This window comes from Methanosarcina sediminis (assembly GCF_052056915.1).
GTDB lineage: Archaea > Halobacteriota > Methanosarcinia > Methanosarcinales > Methanosarcinaceae > MTP4.
Window position 1 is genome coordinate 998212 of sequence record NZ_CP195119.1, and the last position, 18001, is coordinate 1016212.

The following is an 18001-nucleotide window of genomic DNA, read 5'->3' on the forward strand; positions in this document are numbered from 1 at the left end:
CCTGAGACAAGGAAATCCGCCTAACGGTAAATTTTTACTTCCTGTTTACCCCGGGCACCATATTTGTCCGGTTAAAGCATGTAAATAAAAATAATGTCGGTTGAAGTAATGTCAGCGAAATGATGTCGGCTAAAGTAATGCCAGCGAAGTGATGTCAACTAATAGTAATATCATTAGAGTGGGGGATATAAGTTGAAAGCAATAGTTGTCTATCTCAGTACTTCAGGAAATACGAAAGCGATGGCAGAAGCCATAGCTAAAGGGATTGAATCGATGCATGTGGATGTAAAAGCCGTCAGTTTCTACGACGCAAAAGCCGGGGAACTGAAGGAAGCGGATGCAATCGCAGTCGGTTCTTCTACATTCTACTACAAAATGCTGCCTCCCATGGAGAAATTCATGAGCGAAACCCTTGCCGGCATAAAACCTGCAGGGAAAGTCGGAGCTGCCTTCGGGTCCTACGGCTGGAGCGGAGAAGCGCCCATCGTGATTGCGGAGCAGATGCGAGAAATGGGAATGCACGTTATTGATCCGGTGCTCCGTATCCTGCACAAGCCCACGGACAAGGACCTTCAGGAATGCAAGAGACTGGGGGTAGATATGGCTGAAACGCTGAAACAGCAGGTTAAACCGGCATGATCGTAAAAAAATATAAACGGTCGTCCTGTGGCTTTGCAATTCAATAGATTGCCATGAGTTTGTTCCGGAGCTGTGCGGTTTACTCCACATGAACAATTTGTTCCAGGGACATAGCCATTCAAAGGTTACGGAGCCTGCTCAATGGCAATTTCAATCCTTCTCCTGAATTCTTCGGGATTTTCGGGGACCAGGGCAACTGTCCTGAAAAACCCCGATTCTTTTGTGATGACCACGGAACTTCCGTGTTTTCCCACAAAAAGCAGTTTGCGCCCTTGAATCCTGAGGCCCCATCCAGTATACCAGGGGAATTTTCCCATGAGTTCCACGGAGCGGATCTCGGAAAAGGGAATGTGGTACTTGAAAGGGGGATAGGTTACAGCCACACTGTCAAAGGTGATCCTGAATTTCATCCCGAAAAAGCCCCACATCCCAAAAAGGAAGAGGAGCAGGACAATGGGCAGGACACGCCTCTCTCCGGGATCCGCCCCGAAGCCGAAAAGCCCGTAAACGGAAAGTACGTAAAAAACCAGGATGGACAGAAAAATGGCGATAATCAGAGTTTTTACCCTTGTGTCGTAAGAAGCTCGCTGTTCGTAAAAGCCCGGAATAAGGTTTCCTCCTGCTTCGGTTTGAAGAGTAATTTGAAGAGTAATTTGAAGAGTAATTTGAAGAGTAATTTGAAGAGTAATTTGAAGAGTGTAATAAAATTAAGCAGGGAGTAAATAAACTTTGTTAATATTGTATGATTTAGGAGGGGGTATGTAAATGAAAGACGTCTCGGAAGGTATTATAGAAAAGAAAATTGAAGAAGAGTTTCACATATGTGAAAATTGCGGGTACAGGTTGGGTTTTCACGTTTCTTTCCAAAAAAAGGCTGACTTTTTTGAAGTCATACTCATCTGCCCGAACTGCGGACAGCGTCACAGGGTAAACTGGCTTGTTAACTTTGCCTGAGATCAGGTATTATAAGGAATCAAATCAGGTTTATCGGGAATCGAATCCGGAGTTTCATCCGGAGTTTTCAGCAGGGACTTTATCGGGGGTTCCTTCAGGAATTTCCGTGATTTGCTCCGCATTTTTGAGCAAGTGCTTGAAAAGTTCCATTCCCCACTTAAGGGAGGATGAGTCATAACTTACCAGGCTTTCCCCGTCAAAGTGTCTTTTTCTGGAGAAAAGAGAGAGGTTCATTGAGTCGTCGGTTACTGTCAGGCTCGCAATTCTCAGTTCTCCGGAATACAGGAAAAGCGTTACGTTTTCCCGGCTCAAAAAGTGCAGGAGGTCTTCCCTGTAATCGTCTATGCAGCGCTGAAGCACCGGTTCTGCCACAAGGAGAGAGATTTCCACCCCTTTATTTGCAATATCCCGGCAGAGGGTTATAAGAGCAGGGTGGAAGTAGGCTATGCTTTCAAAGATGTGATCCGCTCTATTGAGGTTATCCATGAATTCCGGATCAAATTCGAACATCCGCTCAAGGTCAGGCCTTATCAGTTTGCATTTCCCTAGTTCCCACAGCCGCTTCCGAAGCTCGGGAGGGATTCCGCACAGGTCCCTTTCAGCCCAATATTCAAAGTTCTCCTCAAAAAGTTCCAGGGTGCTTACAATAGGCTCCATTTTTTCAACCAGAACTTTTCCTATAGGGGCAAGTTCGTAGGTTTTGTCCTCCTGGAGCACCAGTTTCTGTTCTTTCAACTTTTTAATCTGAGGCAGGATAGAAGTAGAACTAACCTGAAGGATTTCCTTGATTTCATCTATGTTTTTCGGCCCGCTTTTCAGGAAGAGAAGAAGATTTTTTCTCTTTTCCGAAAGAAAAACCATATCCATCAGTTCGGACTTCACCCTTAGGCCCCCATATCAATTCAATAATTTTTTAAATAAACTGCGAAGGAAGTTTATATAAGTTGTTGCTACTCCCAAAATATCTGCGTATCAGGAAATGATACCACTATTCATCCCCGCATTTTTGCCTTTATGTCTGATGATATATAAAAGTTTACAAAGGATGCAAGGGAAATGGAAAAGTTATAATGAAGAGGCCCCAATAAAGTCATAATATTCCCATTTCTCATAAAAACCCGCACAACCCACAATCCACAAAAACTCTCACGAAAAAGAATCTCAAAAAATTACAGCTAATTAAAAAATTGGTTTTGGGATAAACTCAATAAGAAAAAATTTTTGTTAATAGTTGTTACTATTAATCAAAAGTCATCAAACCACAAGCTTCCAACAGTCCATGCCCTCACAGGCCCGAAGCTTCAGGAAAGCTCCGGCTGTTAACCAGTATTTAGTCATCGATAAAGCTGCGATCTGTAAAGGGCTCAAGCATCATTAGCCGTCGATAAAGTTGCTGTCAATAAAGTTGCTGTTGATAAAGTTGCTGTCAATAAAGTTGCTGTCGATAAAAATCTCGAGCACCAGTCAGAATTCAGGCTACAAATCAAGATTTTAGCCTGTCAACCAGGATTTAGTTATCGATAAAGCTTCAGCTATTAACACATGAAGTTTTTGCAGACCTCCTTATAAAAAAAGGGGTTGAGAAATGGTAATTAAAATTTTTAAGTTGATAAAATTTCTCTGCACGAACTATTTACTTTAACAGCCATTTTGTTTAAGGAGCTAAAACTCAGGCTGTGGTTTCCTTGGTAAGGATGTAGGCGACCATCTCGGGATTAAGCTTGCTTTCCCTTGAGACCTTTTCCTCTATCCGCTCGGCAGGTGTGCCTTCCAGCTTTAATTCCCTGATCTTCTCAAGCACAGAGGACGGGATGCTGTAATATTCGTTAATGTCTTTCCTGTGACCCCATACATCCCCTTCGATAAGCTGGATTCTCTGCATTTCAAGAAACATTTCGATTGACTTTGAAACCGTCCGCCTGTAAGATTTAGGAAGCTGGATAACTTCAATTTTCGGGCAGGTTTCAACCAGCGCAAAGATGTCCTTGTTCGAAGGGCGGAAAGCCAGATGAACAACTCTTTCATTGGGATTGAGCGTAAAAATCTCTTCTCTGGAACTAACTACACGTATCTTCATACAAATTTCCCCCACTAAAATATTATTTTACGTTTTTACTTAATATTAAATCCTTTACTTGTTATAAATATTTATCTGCCACGGACGGTTTTTTTTAGCAAGTTCAGAGACATTTCTTTCCCTGAAAGCCCACGAAACAAGCCCAAAATATACAGAAAGGAAAGAATCCCGGGAAAACCGGAACTCACAACCCGAGCCTTTCAAGCCCCCACAACACCCCTCCCAGGAGAAGCACGGCCAGAAAAACCGCAGCCCATGGGCTGATATTTAAAAGTTCAGGAAGAGTTATATCCCTGTAATCCATTTTTTTCAGGACGTCCCTCTCCAACTTCGGGTACAGTTCGGCAAAAGCCGCGGCCCCGAGCAGGATCCCGACAAGTCCGCCGAAAAGTGCATCCAGGAAACCGTTCCCTATAGCCCCTACAACAGTGCCCGGACAGTAGCCCAGAATCCCGAAACCTATGCCGAAAATAAGCCCCCCGATCATATTCATCCCCAGAGAACCCGGCTTCGGGTGAAGGCTGACAAAACCCAGGCTATTCAGGAAACGGACCCCGAGCATGCCCGTGATGACCGCCGAAAGCATGACCTTCACCACCGTGAAATCGGAAAGGAGGAGCTGCCCGATGATCACGTTGTACTGGGTAACCCCGCCCTTCTGGAGCAAAAAACCGAAGATAATCCCGAAAAAAAAGCCCAGGCCAAGCTGAAGCCCTTTCCTGGCATGGAGTTCCTTTACCCACCCCACATTAACCTGTTTCCGGGGCTGCGCACTCATTTCTTGCCCTCCATCCGACCCGGCTTCCGACTCCCCGTTCGGCCTGACTTTCGGCTCCCCGGTCGGCCTGGCTTCCGGCTCTCCATCCATCCCGTTTTTCGGCTCTCCATTCGGTCTGGCTTCCGACCCTCCGTCCGGCCCACTATTCTGCCCGGGTTCCGGTTCCGCATTATATTCAGCATCTCATTTACCCCCTCATGTCCCGAAGCTAAAGAGAAGAAAAGCCGTTATAATGCCGCCTATGAAAAAGCAGATCACAGAGACCCAGCTACTAAGGGTAAGCTGGAGCGTTCCGGAAATCCCGTGCCCACTGGTACAGCCCCCGGCCCAGCGGGACCCGAACCCGATTAAAAAGCCTCCGACCAGGGCAGCAAGCACCCGGGAAAGGGGAGAGGAACCGAAATTGGCAGCCCAGATTGAAGGGACCCACTCAAGCCGGAAAGTCCCGGAGAGCCAGGCTGAAAGAAAGGATCCAAGCACTATTCCCGCAACAAGCATCCCTTCCCAATCAACAACCGGCGGGAACTTCTTGAAATAAGCCATTTCCCCGACCTTTTCCCCCCTGAAAAGCTTCTCAAGCATCCCTGCTGTCCTGGCATACGCCGTTGAGGCTCCGATAGGTTTGTCCGAAAGCAAGAAGGTAAACCAGCTCAAAACCCCTATTCCGATGCCGACCGCATAAGGAGACCACTGCTCCATGGAAAATATGTCCACTGCCCTTCCCCCCGGCTTGCTACAGGCTCAGGTTTCCTTCCTGCCGGATTTCCCTGCCCAGGAGAGGGAGCACATGGGACATTCCGGCCCGTACCCGGCAGCATTGTACCCGGTCATCCCGCCCGCAGCATTGTACACCCGGGTAAACCCGTGCTGTTTCAGGATACTGCAGCCCATACTCGACCTGTGCCCGGTGCTGCAGATGAGTACGGTTTCGTGTTCAGGATCGAGTTCGGGGTAGTGCGTCCGAAGTTCCGGGACCGGGATGTTAAGAGCATATTCGATGTGGAAGCTTTCGTACTCGGAAGGGGCCCGGACGTCCAGAATTACCAGCGGTTCAGCCTCCCGGGACCTGGCATGGAGTTCGGGAATCGAGAGCTGCGGGACATGAGCTGTGGGCAGGCCCGAGGTAACCCAGGCAAACATCCCGCCTTCCAGATAGCCGAGAACATTGTCAAGCCCGACCCTATGCAGCCAGACCACGGCTTCCAGGGCATGGGTTTCACTGTCCGAAACTAGCAGGACCTGCCGCTCGGGGGGCAAAAGCCAGCCCGCAAAAGTCCCGAAGTTACCTCCCAGGTCGATGCTATAAGAGCCGGGCACATGCTCCCCCCCGAAACCCTCAAAACAGCGGGTGTCAAGGACAAGGGTATCGTTTCTTCCCGCAAGTTCAAAAAATTCGGCAGGAGGAATTCCCCTGATTGGGGGCAGAGTGCCAAGCTTTGCCGGCCCTTCCCGGTTCACGTTGCTGCAGCGGGAAAAATGGTCCGGGGCAGGAGGCATGGAGGTCGTAAGCGCCTCTACAAACTTCTCCCTGTCGGGAATCTGCAGGGCGTAGTTGTACTTGCGTTCATACCCGATGGTGCTTGAACGTTTGGCCCCCATGGACCTCCCGCAAAGCGACCCTGCCCCGTGGGCCGGGTAGACCTCACAGGAATCGGGCAGGGAAAGCAGTTTGGAATGGAGGCTGTCGTAAAGCCGGGACGCAAGTTCCTCCGCCTTCCCGGGAAAAAGGTCGGGACGGCCCACGTCCCCCACGAATAGCGTGTCCCCGCAAAAGAGAGCCACAGGGTCAGGCCCCCTGGAACTGTCCGAAACGACATAGGAAATGTGTTCGGGCGTATGCCCGGGAGTTTCCAGCACCCGGATATTCATGTCCTCGATTTCGAAGCTGTCCCCCTCTGCCAGCCCCACATGTTCAAACTCACAGTTCCCGGATTTCGGGGCATAAATCTTTGCCCCGGTGACTTCTGCCAGGTCAATATGCCCCGAGATAAAATCGGCATGCAGGTGGGTCTCCAGGATGTGGGTAATTTTCACACCGAGAGCCTTTGCAGCCTCGAGATAAATGTCGGTATCCCTGCGCGGATCAATAACTGCGCAGTTTTCCTTTCCGGCCAGGATGTAAGAACTGTGCGCTATGCCCCTTACGAAAAATTGCTGTACTAACATACAAGATCCCCCAAACATTTAAACTATGTAACCTGCCGGCTCAACTGCTGACCGGTCGATCAATAAGATTACCTTTAAAGTCCCTTCTGACAGCTACCCATTTTGTAACTAACGTTAACTATTTTGTAACTTATATTATATTGATTTGCTTACTCCCATTTTTTACATTCATTTCCTTCACCTGTTTATGGCGCTATGGCGCTTTAAGTCCGTTTTCGGCTCAGGAATTGCGGTTTACCTTCACTTTCGCCCCTGCGAACGGGCTCCCTGATTTACAGGTAAAAATAAACCATACCCACCGCAATCAGGAGAAAAATAAGTGTCATTACCCCCCCTGCCTTTATGTAGTCCGTATTATGGTACCCTCCCTGCCCGATCAGGAGGGCATTGACCTGATGCGTGGGGAGCACAAAGGAATTTGAAGCCGAAACCGCCACAAGCAGAGCAAGGGCTCCCGGGGACAGACCCGTAGATTCCCCTATGATAAGGACCAGGGGGACCAGGAGCACTGTTGCAGCCACATTGGACATGAAGAGGGAGAAAAGGGTTGTAAGAACTGCAATGGAAAAGAGGATGAGCAGGGGATGGCTTCCCGTAACCGCCTTCATCAGTTCCCCCGCAACAAAGGCTGCAGCCCCACTGGTGTCCATGGCAATACCGAGAGGGATCAGCCCTGCCAGCAGGAGAACCGTCCTCCAGTCCACCGCCCTGTATGCTTCCTCAATGGAGAGCACCCGGAAGAGGACCATTGCCAGGGCTCCCGAAAGCAGGCTCATGGAAAGGGTAAAACCCGAAATAGCAAGAGTTATTGCCCCGAGGAAGCAAAGGGAAGCAATCCCGACTTTTCCCTCCCTTGCTTTTTCTTCTTCCACGGGGGTCAGGAGTACGAAGTCCGGAGTTTCTCCCAGGGCCCTCACCGCGTTCCAGGGCCCATAGACGATCACCGTAGCCCCTGCCTGCAGGACCTGGTCGGAGAAATCCTCCCGGACTTCCTCTGCCCCGCTCAGGAGCAGGATCGGATCTACCCCGAAGTGCTTGCGCAGAGCAATCTGCTTGAGGGTCTTTCCGGAAATGGAGGCCCTGGGCCTGATTATAATCTCGGCAAACCCGGCAGCCCCTTCCCCCGACAGTTCGGTGCAGAGCAGGGACCGCTCCACAGGTTCAAGCCCGTTCGCCGAAGCAAAGCGTCCGATATCCCCCTTTTCCCCGAGGAGAGCCAGGACCTGCCCCGGAGCGAAGCGGGTGTAGCGCCAGGGGGCATAGGAAAGTTCATCCCCCTCAAGAAGGGCAAGCAGGTGCAGCCCGTAGTCCCGCCAGAGCCCGGACTCTTCCCTGGTCATTCCGGAAAGAGGGGATCCGTCCGGGACCCTGAAACAGGAAATTGCGGAAGGGAGCTGCCAGGTCTCGATCAGGCGCTGCTGGGAGCTTCGTCCCCCTGCTTTTTCCTCTTCGGGAGTTTTTGACGGGAGCACGTATTTCCCGAAAAGCAGGAAATATGCGATCCCGGAAAAGAGCAGGGCAAGCCCTATTGGGGTTACGCTGAAGAGCCCGAAAGGTTCCTGTCCGCCCTGCCGGAGGAGGTCGTTCAAGATGATCAGGGGCCCGGAACCCACCATGGTAAGGGTGCCTCCCAGGATCCCCGCAAAGCCCATGGGCATGAGGAGCCGGGAAGCCGGGAGTTTTGCAGCCCTGGAAATCCGGAGGACCGCAGGCAAAAAAAGGGCAACAGAACCGATGTTCTGCATGAAAGCCGAAATCAGGCCTACAACCGTGCAGATCACCCCGAGAAGCCTCCTTTCGCTTGAACCCGCAAGGGAGAGGATTTTTCGGCTCACCCGGTTCATGAGCCCGGTCCTGTCAATTCCCCTGCCCAGGATCATCACCCCGATAATGGACATAACGGCATTGCTCCCGAAGCCGGAAAAAGCCTCTTTGGGGCTTACCAGGCCTGTCCAGGCAAGGGTCAGCATGACCAGGCCCGCGGTCACATCCACCCTGAAAAACTCCCCCACGAAGAGAACGATTGTGCCGGCAAGGACCAGCAGCACAAGCAGGATATCAGGTGTCAGGCCGGAATTCATGTCTTATATCATCCCCCATGCTCTCTCCTCGCTGATCAGGCGTTCTACCCTTTAAAAATTGGGTCCCATCATAAAAAAATTAGGGCATCCTTACAAAATTATTTCAGTGAAGCAGACTTAAAGAAAAAACTGCTTGTTTTCAATGAAACAGACTTAAAGAAAAAACCGCTATTAGCTCTTATGTACGAACTCGTCTCTCCTGTAAATCCGGTCGCAGTCCTCAGGTATACGGGACACCTCCTGCTTGTTTTTGCAGGGGTCCTGCTTGTACCTATGTTCGCCGCCCTGGTACTCGGAGAGACGGACGCGGTTTCCATTTACGGGGTAACCGTCCTCATAAGCGCGGTTATAGGCATGGGACTCCACAAAGCGCTCCCGGACTATGAACTGGAAGTAAAAGAAGCGGTCATCCTTGCAGCCATCACCTTTCCCCTCTGTTCTTTCGTAAGCGCGGTTCCCATGGCTTTATCTGCCGGAATGCCTTTTCTGGATGCCTACTTCGAATGCGTCTCCGGGCTTACCACGACAGGCCTTAGCCTGGCCCCGGCTTCCCCGACAAGGCTCTTTTTCTTCACACGCTCCTGGCTGCAGTGGGTGGGCGGGATCGGGATCATCGTGCTCGTACTCGGAGTCCTTATCCGACCCGGGACCACGGCTTTCCGGCTCTACAGGGTGAATTTCGGGGAAAGCCGGATCCGGCCAAGCGTCGTTGCAACAGCCAGGGCTCTTGGGGCGGTCTACCTGACCCTGACTTTGCTCTCCCTCCTGCTCCTGCTCTTTTCCGGGATGCCTTTTTATGACGCCCTTTGCCACACCCTGAGCGCCATTTCCACAGGCGGTTTTTCCACAAGGCCCGAGAGTATCGGGGCGTACGGGGGTTTTCTCATTCCTTTCCTGATTACTATCTCCTGCTTCATGGGGGCAATCAGCTTCTCCCTGTACCCCGAAATCCTCAGGGACCGGAAGACTCTCACGAGAGACTCCCAGGTCAGGTATATGTTCTGGCTTGCCCTGCTGGGAACCCCTGTCTTCGCTTTCGCCCTTTCCGGAGGCAGCGTGGGACTCGAGCTCCTCAGGATGCTGCCGGACGCCGCTTTCCAGACAGCTTCGGCCCTCACAGGTACGGGATTTTCTACCATAGACCTTGCCCCCGTTTCCGATGCCTCAAAAGGCTTCCTCAGCGCCTTCATGTGCATAGGGGGCAGCATCGGCTCCACCACGGGAGGGATTAAACTTTTCCGGCTGATCGTAATCGTGCAGCTGGTCAGGCTGGTCTTCTACCGCTTTTTCCTCCCCCGGGAAGCGGTTACCCCCCTGAAAGTGGGGGCGCAGGTAGTTGATTCCGAAGAGATTAACCGCATCATGACCTATGTGCTGCTCTATTCGGGGGTCCTGGTCTTTTCGGCCTTTATTTTCATGCTTTACGGTATCGATTCGGGAGACGCCATCTTCGAAACCTCAAGCGCCCTTGCAACTGCAGGCCTGTCCGTGGGGGTTACGAACCCGGCCATGCCTGGCCTGCTCAAACTCGTGCTCTGTGCGGACATGCTGCTCGGAAGGGTAGAAGTAATCCCGCTCTGCATCCTGCTTTTACCCCGGACCTGGCTGGATAGCAAGCGTTAAACCCGAAAAGGAGCAGTTTGAAAGCCGACAGAGATAAATCAAAATGAGAGAAAAGAAGAGCAGAGGAAAAAAGGAAGCACAAAAAGGAAGCACAAAAAAAGCATAAAGGAAGCACAAAAAAAGCATAAAGGAAGCGCAAAAAAAGCATAAAGGAAGCGCAAAAAGGAAGCACAAAAAGAAGCGTAAAAAGAAGACAGAAAAAGCATAAAGGGGAAATCAAGGAAATGAGACTGATTATTGTGGGGGCAAGTGCCCTGGGGACACACCTAACACGCAGCCAGATCCGGCAGGGAAATGAAGTTGTCCTTATCGAAAGGGACGAAGAACTTGCAAGAGACCTGGCGGAAGAACTGGACTGCACGGTGATAAATGCCGAAGGGACCCGTCCGGACATCCTGGAAAAGGCAGGGATTGAGGCGGCAGACGCGGTTGTAGCCTGCACTAACCACGACCAGGACAACATCCTCATAGGGCTTATCGCCCGGGAAGCCGGGATAGAAAAAAACATCATCAAGACTGACGACGAAAAGTTCACGCAGGTCGCAAAGAAACTCGGATTCACCTACCTCATCAACCCCCCGCACATTTCCTCCACCATCATCACCGACGCCCTCCGTGACGTGGACACCATCCAGCTCAGCAACCTGGTCCGGGCCGATGTCCGCTTTATCAGCTTCCTGGCAGGAGAACGGCATAAAGGGAAAAGAATCCACGAACTCCCAATTCCGGAAAAAACCGAATTCATCGGCCTTTACAGGAAAAAAGACTTTATCCTGGCTTCAGAAAACCCAAAGCTGGAAGAAGGAGATGAGCTAATCATAATCACGCGCTCGGAACACGTTAACCGGATCTACGAAAAGCTTCAGGAAATGTGAACCTCAAGCCAGTCCAACTCTCAACCAACTACGCCTATTGTTTACCACACCCATTTTACCAGACATCGGAGGCATACGCCCTGGAACCCCTGATCCTTATCCGCCTGATTTACGGAACATTCTTCATTTTGCTGGGGCTTGTATTCTGGCGCCTGAAGCCGGTAAATATCCTTTCTGGATATGATGAAAAGAAAGTTCTTGATAAGGAAGGCCTTGCAAAATGGATAAGCGGAAACCTTCTTTTAACAGGCCTCCTGATCATTCTCAACGCAAGCCTGGACATTGCGGGGTCAAATCCGGTAGAAAAATCAGTCCTTTTAGACTTCCTGATCATCTTTACAATGGCTGTCCTGACGGCCCTCGGAACCGGCAGGTATGAGAAAAAATGAACGTAAATGACCTTTTAGTCTTCTCCGTGCAGCGTGCAGGGTAACTTTTAAGTACGGGATGTAGAAGAAAATGTATTGAGTAGCCAGTAAGGGCCTTTTAGCTTCCGCAAAACCAAACGCTTCCAACAAATTTGCTTCCTACAAATTTGCTTCCTACACCTGCGAAACTTTGAAAGGCTCGAGGCAGGAGAAGCGCCGCTCGGGCGTTTCCTCCATACTCAAATTTTTATTTCGGCGGCGTTTTTCAGGAAATTCCAGGCTTTTCATAACATACCTTTGTTTTTCTCACGGATAAGTCTCTAATGGACTATTATCTCACGGATCAGCCTCTAATGGACTATTATCTCACGGATCAGCCTCTAATGGACTACTATCTCACGGATAAGCCTCTAATGGACTATTATCTCACGGATCAGCCTCTAATTAACTATTATCTCACGGATAAATCTCTAATGGACTATTCTATCACGGATCAGCCTCTAATGGACTATTCTATCAAGAATCAGGACATAAGCTCCGCTTTGCGAACCAGAATGAAAAAATGAGTAGACTTATTATCCTGCAGTTGCAAAATCCCTATATCAAAAAATCCCAGGTAGGTGAAAAGTACGGCAGAACCTCTTATTTACCTCGGCATATTCTTCGTTGCACTCGGCTTTCTGGTCTGGCACTTCAAGCTTGCAGGGCTGCTCACGGCTTACGACCCGAAAAAAATCAGGGACAAAGCAGGGTTTGCAAAATGGGGCGGCTCGAACATTATGCTTCTGGGGCTGTTGCTCCTGCTTATTCAGCTCCTGGTAGGGTATGTCCCCGACCTGGAAGCCTGGATAGGAAAACTGATTCTCCTGGCATCGATAGGCGTGCTTTTCAGGATGTACCGGGGCTTTGAAAAGTTCGAGAAAAAATAAGTAGGACAATAAACCCTGCTCAACAAACACGGTTCCAAAAAACGAAAGGATTTTTCAAATGTCCTTTATTCAAATTTCAAGTACTTCGGTAGCCTGTTTTTGGAGGTGAAAGAAGAGCTCTTTGCCCCATTCCATCGCCGCCGGTTCGGAGCAGATCAGACATTCATTGTCGAAGAACTCCCCTTCCGGAAAAAGGGCGAGTAGGAAGAACCTGTCCGTTACCGTGAGGCCCGCGATCCCGGACTCTTCCGGAAAAACGAAAATCCTTACATTTTCAAACCCCTTCAAGCTGCACATTTCTTCCCTGAAATCGGCTTTGAACCTTTCAAACACGGGGTCAGTCAACATAAAACAAATATCAGTGCCCTTTTTTGCAAGTTCAAGAGAGAGTTTTGTAAATGAGGGGTGGAAGTAAGAAGCGCATCCGAGCACACGCTCCGATTGGAGGAGTTTTTCCACGTATTCCGGATTAAGCTCGAACATGTGGTTTATGTCGGGCTTTATAAGTCTGCTGCATTTCAGTTCTCCGATCCTTCCCCTGAGAACAGGAGGGATTCCTTCGAGGTTCCGCAGAGTCCAGTAACCATAATTGTTCTCCAGGGTTTCCAGGGTGTCCAGCAGAACCTCCATATTTTCAACAATCGCCTCACCGACCGGAGTAAGCTCATATTTCCAGACCTTATCGTCAGGCCATATTCTTCGGACTACCAGTTTGCCTTCCTTTAACTGTTTAAGGTGGGGCAGGATAGAAATGGCAGGTAAGGAAAAGGATTCTTTGATCTCTTCAATACTCCTGGGATCTTCTTTGATAAAGAGGAGAAGATTCCGACGTTTTTCAGACCGAAGTACCAGATCAACAAGGCTTTTTCTCACTACACACGACTCCACGGGAGAAAACTAAACAATAAAATAATATAAGTAGAAATAGATAGGAGTAAAAATATTTATACATTACCGTAAACCTGAGAGGGCAGGACAGCATACCCTTAAAACTTTACGGCTTCAAGGAGTTACAGCCTTTTTTGCAAGGTGCCTTTCATGTTCCAGGGCCGAACGGATGACGTCCGCGGCCTCCTGCGGGAATACCTCTGTTTCTATTTCCAGGTCCGGAGTAAGTTTCACGATATGATCCTCGACAATTTCCGATAATCATCAACCATGCCCGATAATGTCCAACTGCCCCGATAATCTTCAACTTTTCCCGAAAAGTCACAAGTATTCCTGAAAATTCCCAAATAGTTTAGATGATTCTCAAGCACCCCCCACAATTCCCAAATTGCTTAGATGATTCTCAACTGCTTTTGAGAGGCACTCAACGAATTCCAAATGCACCCATATACAGATATATTTAAAAAGAAGTTCCCGAAAGGACCTCCAGCCTTTTGCTCCAGTGGTCGAGCCCTCTTTTCGCAGCATACCATTCAAAGAAGTCAGTGTCATCGCCCAGGTCCCCGGCTTCGAGCCTTTCCCTTAGCTCACCGGAGACACAGCCGAACTTCTTTTCGAAATCCTCACAGATCATAGAATACCGCTTGATCTTGTATTTTGCGACGTGCTTCTCATGCTCCACTGCCGAGCGAATAGCCTCACCCACTTCCTGGGGTGAGAAATCGGTTTTAATTTCCATCGTGAAACTCATAGCTATCCCCTGAAAGGGATAGTCTTTCATTTTATATAACATCATTCAAAAAAAACGGGACTTGATGGGCAGGTCTTGGAAGGGAAAGCCGGCTGCCGGGAGAAGTCCCGGAGCACGGAAGATTATGCCTTAATCAGGCCGGGGAAAACTAAGGAGCTTTCCGGGAAGCAATGACAAGGGACGCAATGGCAGCTATGATAAAAATACTGGAAAAAAATACTGGAAAAAAATACTGGAAAAAAATACTGGAAAAAAATACTGGAAAAAAATATACGGATGTAAATCATAATGATTTTATTCCGTAAAAATGAAAATGGATAAATATACGGACCTACATCATAATGATTATGATCCGAAAATTTGTCAACCGCAAAGAGGAACTGGCCCGGCTGGAGCAGGAGTATGGTTCCGAGCCCTTTTCTTTTACTGTAGTCTACGGGAGGCGCAGGGTGGGAAAAACCGAGCTCATCAGCCACTTCCTGAAGGACAGGCCGCATATCTACTTCCTGGCTGACAGGAGAGGAACGGAGGCGAACCTCGCCAGGTTCCGGAAAAGGGCGGCAGAGGTTTTCGGGGACTACGAGCCGAAACTCGATACATTTGACGAAGTATTCGGGTACATAAAGGCAAAATGGGAACAGGGGTCCGACTGGAAATTCGTCAGGGAAAAAGCCGGGAATAGCCGGGAAAAACAGGAATATGGGAAAGGGGAGTATGAGAAAGAGGGAAAAGGAAAAAGAAGGGAAAAAATGGTAATTGCCATCGACGAGTTTTCCTACCTTGCTCAGGAGGACGAGTCCATCCCGTCCGTCTTCCAGCTAATCGTTGACGAGATACTGAAAGACGGTCCCTTCCACCTGGTCCTCTGCGGCTCTTCGGTTTCGATGATGGAAAAAAGCGTGCTCGCCTATTCGAGCCCCCTTTACGGCAGGAGGACTGCCCAGCTAAAAATAGAGCCCATCCGCTTCCGCCACCTCCCGGGCTTTTTTCCTGAAATGCCCCCCGAAGAGCTTGTGCAAGCCTATGGGGCGGCAGGAGGCGTGCCCTTTTACCTGCGGTTCTTCGACCCGGCCCTTTCGTTCAGTGAGAAACTGGAAACAGCCTTCTTTTCAAAAGAAGCCGTCCTCTACGCCGAGGGGGAGTTCCTGCTCAAAGAAGAGCTCCGGGACCCCTCGACCTTCATGAACATCCTCTCCGCAATCGCCAGCGGGGCGACCCGCCCAACCGAGATCGCGGACCGCTCCTTCCTGGAAGCAAAAGACCTACCCTATTACCTGGACGTCCTGATTAAACTGGGCTTTGTCAGGAAAGAGCACCCTGCAGCCGACAAACCCACGACAAAGAAGACCATCTACCGGATAGACGACCCCTTCCTGCGCTTCTGGTTCCGCTTCGTCCTCGCCCACAGGGACGAACTCGAAATAAACGACAGGGCTCCGGCCCTTGAGGACCTTGCCGGAAACTACCCCGGCTTCCTGGGGGAGACCTTCGAGCAAATCTCCAGGGAATTCCTCCTGGCCCTCAACGCCGCCGGGAAACTCCCCTTCCGCTTCAAGAAAATAGGCCGCCAGTGGGGCAAGATCCCGAAAGCCCCGAAAGGCAAAAACGACTACGAAATCGACCTCTGCGCCCTCAACCCCGAGACCCGTGAGCTGCTCTTCTGCGAGTGCAAATGGCAGGACCGCCCCGTAGGCGCCAACGTATATTATGCCCTGAAGGAGAAAGCGGGGCACGTGCAGTGGCTCCCCGACAGGAAAGCCTATTTCGCAATTATCAGCAAGAAAGGGTTTACGGAGGAGCTGCGGGAGGTGGCAGAGAAAGAAGGCGTCCTGCTGCTGACGCTCAGGGATTACTTCGAGATGCTGTGAAGGCGGGGTTTTTAGCAGTCTTTTTTAATTTTCATGCTTTGCCTGCCCGCCAGACCTCAACCCCGGCTCCCGGTTTAAAGATACGAAAAAGAGAACTTTCCGAGACCGGGTTTAAACCGGGACCAGAGAGGAAACGAAAAAACAAAACTTCCGGAATACCGTCCCTAACCGTTTTCCCCCGAACGAAGTGAGGCCCGAGCATGAAAATCCCGAAATCAAAAAAAAGCGAATACAAACACAGCACCAGAATTTGTGTTATTCACATCTCTTCTTCTCCCGCTCAAACCCCCTGCTGACATGCTGACCAATACTTTTAGGGCTCTTCACCATTTCTCACGGGTAGACAGGTTTCAATTCAAGACCGAATCTGTTTTTGTGAGGGGTACACACAAAAAAACGAGGGGCCAATTTTTGTATTGATACTGCTCAGGGTCACTGAGAAATGAAACAAATAATCATCCCGGGTGTAAAACGGAATAAGCCGCACTGCGTGCGGACAAGCTCCACAGGATACAATATTCCGGCTGCCCCGGTAAAGAGAACTGATTCATTCAAACCGGCGACTTAGGCAAAGAGAAATAAACCATTCAAACCGGTGACTTAGGCAAAGAGAAACAAACCATTCAAACCGGCGACTTAGGCAAAGAGAAATGATCCCTAAAAGCTGGCCCCAGAACCTGAAAAAGAGAAATGGAAGAAAAAAAAGAATGTCAGGCCCGGACCTTAATTCCTTTAATGACCTCTAATTTCCTGTTCATAATATCGAGACCCCTTTTAGCAGCGTACCAGTCAAAGAAATCGTCCTCGTCCCCAATTCCCCCGCCTTCGAATTTTTTAAGGAAAACGGAAGAGTCCATTTCGTACTTCTCCTCAAAAATAGCACATTTCTCCACGTACCTCTTTGCTTTGTATTCCGCAATGAATTTGTACTGCCTGAGAGCTGAAGTTAAAACCTCCCTGGCTTCGTCACCCGGAGAATCGGTTTTGATCTCAATAGATTGGGTCATAACTGCCACAAAGAAAAATTGTTTTCATTTTATAAAAAGTGACCCCAGAGTATTGATATTCGGCATTCGGGAAGAATTCAACACATTCTAAACACAAGAAAATGCAGAAAAAATACGAAAAAATGCAGGAATACACAGGAAAATGCAGAAAAAATACAAGAAAACGCAGGAAAACACAAGAAGATGCAGGAATACACAGGAAAATGCAGAAAAAATACAAGAAAACGCAGGAAAACACAAGAAGATGCAGGAATACACAGGAAAAAAGAGGGGAAAAATGTGGATAAAAGGGAGACACACATTCCCATCGGATTAGCTTTTGATAATTGAAGGATTTAAATCGGAATGCTCAAAGACATAATACGCAAACGCTGACGAATACGCAAGTCCCATGAATTTGAAACCCTCTGTGAAATCCAGTTCCATGAACTTTGCGATCATGTACACGAAAAATAATACCTGTACACCGCAAAGCACGACCTCCCGAGTTGCGCTTCGGGAGCACGCGGTCCGTTTCGCTCGCTCAGCTCGCTCAAGCGGACTAAAAATTTACATTAAGGATAAGGAAAGAATTCAACACATTCAAAACACAGGAAAATGCAGGAATACACAGGAAAAAAGAAGGGAAAAATGTGGATAAAAGGGAGACACACATTCCCATCGGATTAGCTTTTGATAATTGAAGGATTTAAATCGGAATGCTCAAAGACATAATACGCAAACGCTGAGGAATACGCAAGTCCCATGAATTTGAAACCCTCTGTGAAATCCAGTTCCATGAACTTTGCGATCATGTACACGAAAAATAATACCTGTACACCACAAAGCACGACCCTGGTCAGGGTTGTGATCGTTTTAGGCCATCTACTACCACTACTATCGCTACTATCACTACTGTCTGAATCATCTGATTCTTCTGTCATATTGTTTCAAACCGCTCCTAAGAAAGGTTTTTAAGAATGTTATTTATGGTTCGTTTTTAGTTTTATTGCGCTTA

21 protein-coding genes are annotated in these 18001 nt (G+C 49.1%); 10 read left to right on the forward strand and 11 right to left on the reverse strand.

All coding sequences use genetic code 11. The features are described 5' to 3' along the window. Positions 1-192 precede the first annotated feature (192 nt). From ACSAZK_RS04165 to ACSAZK_RS04175, 3 genes are all read left to right on the forward strand, one after another. A complete protein-coding gene (locus ACSAZK_RS04165; RefSeq protein WP_440956145.1) occupies positions 193-639 on the forward strand; it encodes a flavodoxin domain-containing protein in 447 nt (148 codons plus the stop codon). Between the two features lie 242 nt (positions 640-881). Continuing rightward, positions 882-1361: a hypothetical protein gene (locus tag ACSAZK_RS04170; protein ID WP_440956146.1), complete on the forward strand. Its 480-nt coding sequence runs from the start codon at positions 882-884 to the stop codon at positions 1359-1361. 43 nt (positions 1362-1404) lie between these two features. Continuing rightward, complete coding sequence (locus ACSAZK_RS04175; protein WP_440956147.1) at positions 1405-1593, forward strand: hypothetical protein; 189 nt, start codon at positions 1405-1407, stop codon at positions 1591-1593. A gap of 54 nt (positions 1594-1647) precedes the next feature. Here ACSAZK_RS04175 and ACSAZK_RS04180 read toward each other — a convergent pair whose 3' ends face one another. The 6 genes from ACSAZK_RS04180 to ACSAZK_RS04205 all read right to left on the reverse strand — a co-directional run bounded on the left by ACSAZK_RS04180 (position 1648) and on the right by ACSAZK_RS04205 (position 8695). Continuing rightward, complete coding sequence (locus ACSAZK_RS04180; protein ID WP_440956148.1) at positions 1648-2475, reverse strand: helix-turn-helix transcriptional regulator; 828 nt, start codon at positions 2473-2475, stop codon at positions 1648-1650. A 787-nt stretch (positions 2476-3262) separates the two neighbouring features. After that, positions 3263-3670 carry a DUF1699 family protein gene (locus ACSAZK_RS04185; RefSeq protein WP_048178203.1) on the reverse strand — a complete coding sequence of 136 codons (408 nt, stop codon included), beginning with the start codon at positions 3668-3670 and terminating at the stop codon, positions 3263-3265. 184 nt (positions 3671-3854) lie between these two features. Continuing rightward, a complete protein-coding gene (locus ACSAZK_RS04190; protein ID WP_440956149.1) occupies positions 3855-4538 on the reverse strand; it encodes a YeeE/YedE thiosulfate transporter family protein in 684 nt (227 codons plus the stop codon). A gap of 105 nt (positions 4539-4643) precedes the next feature. Continuing rightward, positions 4644-5162, reverse strand: coding sequence for a YeeE/YedE thiosulfate transporter family protein (locus tag ACSAZK_RS04195; RefSeq protein ID WP_440956150.1), 519 nt, complete (start codon positions 5160-5162; stop codon positions 4644-4646). A gap of 27 nt (positions 5163-5189) precedes the next feature. After that, a complete protein-coding gene (locus tag ACSAZK_RS04200) occupies positions 5190-6614 on the reverse strand; it encodes an MBL fold metallo-hydrolase (RefSeq protein ID WP_440956151.1) in 1425 nt (474 codons plus the stop codon). 272 nt (positions 6615-6886) lie between these two features. Beyond that, positions 6887-8695, reverse strand: coding sequence for an SLC13 family permease (locus tag ACSAZK_RS04205; RefSeq protein ID WP_440956152.1), 1809 nt, complete (start codon positions 8693-8695; stop codon positions 6887-6889). Between the two features lie 180 nt (positions 8696-8875). Between ACSAZK_RS04205 and ACSAZK_RS04210 the strand changes: the two genes are divergently transcribed. The 4 genes from ACSAZK_RS04210 (at position 8876) to ACSAZK_RS04225 (ending at position 12490) form a co-directional block, all read left to right on the forward strand. After that, a complete protein-coding gene (locus tag ACSAZK_RS04210) occupies positions 8876-10318 on the forward strand; it encodes a TrkH family potassium uptake protein (RefSeq protein WP_440956153.1) in 1443 nt (480 codons plus the stop codon). A 224-nt stretch (positions 10319-10542) separates the two neighbouring features. Further along, positions 10543-11193 (forward strand): potassium channel family protein, encoded by a 651-nt coding sequence (locus tag ACSAZK_RS04215; protein WP_440956154.1) that lies wholly within the window; start codon positions 10543-10545, stop codon positions 11191-11193. Beyond that, positions 11190-11582 carry a DUF3784 domain-containing protein gene (locus ACSAZK_RS04220; protein WP_440956155.1) on the forward strand — a complete coding sequence of 131 codons (393 nt, stop codon included), beginning with the start codon at positions 11190-11192 and terminating at the stop codon, positions 11580-11582. Before ACSAZK_RS04215 ends, ACSAZK_RS04220 begins: the two co-directional genes overlap by 4 nt. A 599-nt stretch (positions 11583-12181) precedes the next feature. Continuing rightward, a complete protein-coding gene (locus ACSAZK_RS04225) occupies positions 12182-12490 on the forward strand; it encodes a DUF3784 domain-containing protein (protein WP_440956156.1) in 309 nt (102 codons plus the stop codon). Between the two features lie 69 nt (positions 12491-12559). Here the strand turns inward: ACSAZK_RS04225 and ACSAZK_RS04230 are convergent, their stop codons facing one another. Continuing rightward, a complete protein-coding gene (locus tag ACSAZK_RS04230; protein WP_440956157.1) occupies positions 12560-13363 on the reverse strand; it encodes a helix-turn-helix transcriptional regulator in 804 nt (267 codons plus the stop codon). 475 nt (positions 13364-13838) lie between these two features. Next, positions 13839-14129: a hypothetical protein gene (locus ACSAZK_RS04235; RefSeq protein ID WP_440956158.1), complete on the reverse strand. Its 291-nt coding sequence runs from the start codon at positions 14127-14129 to the stop codon at positions 13839-13841. A gap of 170 nt (positions 14130-14299) precedes the next feature. Here ACSAZK_RS04235 and ACSAZK_RS04240 point away from each other — a divergent pair, with 170 nt between their 5' ends. Further along, a complete protein-coding gene (locus tag ACSAZK_RS04240) occupies positions 14300-14434 on the forward strand; it encodes a hypothetical protein (RefSeq protein ID WP_440956159.1) in 135 nt (44 codons plus the stop codon). Positions 14435-14476: 42 nt separating this feature from the next. Further along, positions 14477-15997: an ATP-binding protein gene (locus ACSAZK_RS04245; RefSeq protein WP_440956160.1), complete on the forward strand. Its 1521-nt coding sequence runs from the start codon at positions 14477-14479 to the stop codon at positions 15995-15997. A 710-nt stretch (positions 15998-16707) separates the two neighbouring features. Here the strand turns inward: ACSAZK_RS04245 and ACSAZK_RS04250 are convergent. Next, complete coding sequence (locus ACSAZK_RS04250) at positions 16708-17004, reverse strand: hypothetical protein (protein ID WP_440956161.1); 297 nt, start codon at positions 17002-17004, stop codon at positions 16708-16710. Between the two features lie 101 nt (positions 17005-17105). Here ACSAZK_RS04250 and ACSAZK_RS04255 point away from each other — a divergent pair, with 101 nt between their 5' ends. After that, positions 17106-17291 (forward strand): hypothetical protein, encoded by a 186-nt coding sequence (locus ACSAZK_RS04255; RefSeq protein WP_440956162.1) that lies wholly within the window; start codon positions 17106-17108, stop codon positions 17289-17291. Positions 17292-17316: 25 nt separating this feature from the next. Here ACSAZK_RS04255 and ACSAZK_RS04260 read toward each other — a convergent pair whose 3' ends face one another. After that, complete coding sequence (locus ACSAZK_RS04260) at positions 17317-17481, reverse strand: hypothetical protein (protein WP_440956163.1); 165 nt, start codon at positions 17479-17481, stop codon at positions 17317-17319. Between the two features lie 188 nt (positions 17482-17669). Beyond that, positions 17670-17927 (reverse strand): hypothetical protein, encoded by a 258-nt coding sequence (locus ACSAZK_RS04265; protein WP_440956164.1) that lies wholly within the window; start codon positions 17925-17927, stop codon positions 17670-17672. Between the last annotated feature and the right edge of the window lie 74 nt (positions 17928-18001).

Coding starts and splice junctions, on each gene's coding strand:
- ACSAZK_RS04265 (WP_440956164.1), bottom strand. CDS start 17,927: ATGACAGAAGAATCAGATGATTCAGACAGTAGTGATAGTAGCGATAGT.
- ACSAZK_RS04210 (WP_440956153.1), top strand. CDS start 8,876: ATGTACGAACTCGTCTCTCCTGTAAATCCGGTCGCAGTCCTCAGGTAT.
- ACSAZK_RS04235 (WP_440956158.1), bottom strand. CDS start 14,129: ATGAGTTTCACGATGGAAATTAAAACCGATTTCTCACCCCAGGAAGTG.
- ACSAZK_RS04250 (WP_440956161.1), bottom strand. CDS start 17,004: ATGACCCAATCTATTGAGATCAAAACCGATTCTCCGGGTGACGAAGCC.
- ACSAZK_RS04190 (WP_440956149.1), bottom strand. CDS start 4,538: ATGGATGGAGAGCCGGAAGCCAGGCCGACCGGGGAGCCGAAAGTCAGG.
- ACSAZK_RS04185 (WP_048178203.1), bottom strand. CDS start 3,670: ATGAAGATACGTGTAGTTAGTTCCAGAGAAGAGATTTTTACGCTCAAT.
- ACSAZK_RS04200 (WP_440956151.1), bottom strand. CDS start 6,614: ATGTTAGTACAGCAATTTTTCGTAAGGGGCATAGCGCACAGTTCTTAC.
- ACSAZK_RS04205 (WP_440956152.1), bottom strand. CDS start 8,695: ATGAATTCCGGCCTGACACCTGATATCCTGCTTGTGCTGCTGGTCCTT.
- ACSAZK_RS04255 (WP_440956162.1), top strand. CDS start 17,106: ATGCAGAAAAAATACGAAAAAATGCAGGAATACACAGGAAAATGCAGA.
- ACSAZK_RS04175 (WP_440956147.1), top strand. CDS start 1,405: ATGAAAGACGTCTCGGAAGGTATTATAGAAAAGAAAATTGAAGAAGAG.
- ACSAZK_RS04215 (WP_440956154.1), top strand. CDS start 10,543: ATGAGACTGATTATTGTGGGGGCAAGTGCCCTGGGGACACACCTAACA.
- ACSAZK_RS04245 (WP_440956160.1), top strand. CDS start 14,477: ATGATCCGAAAATTTGTCAACCGCAAAGAGGAACTGGCCCGGCTGGAG.
- ACSAZK_RS04240 (WP_440956159.1), top strand. CDS start 14,300: ATGACAAGGGACGCAATGGCAGCTATGATAAAAATACTGGAAAAAAAT.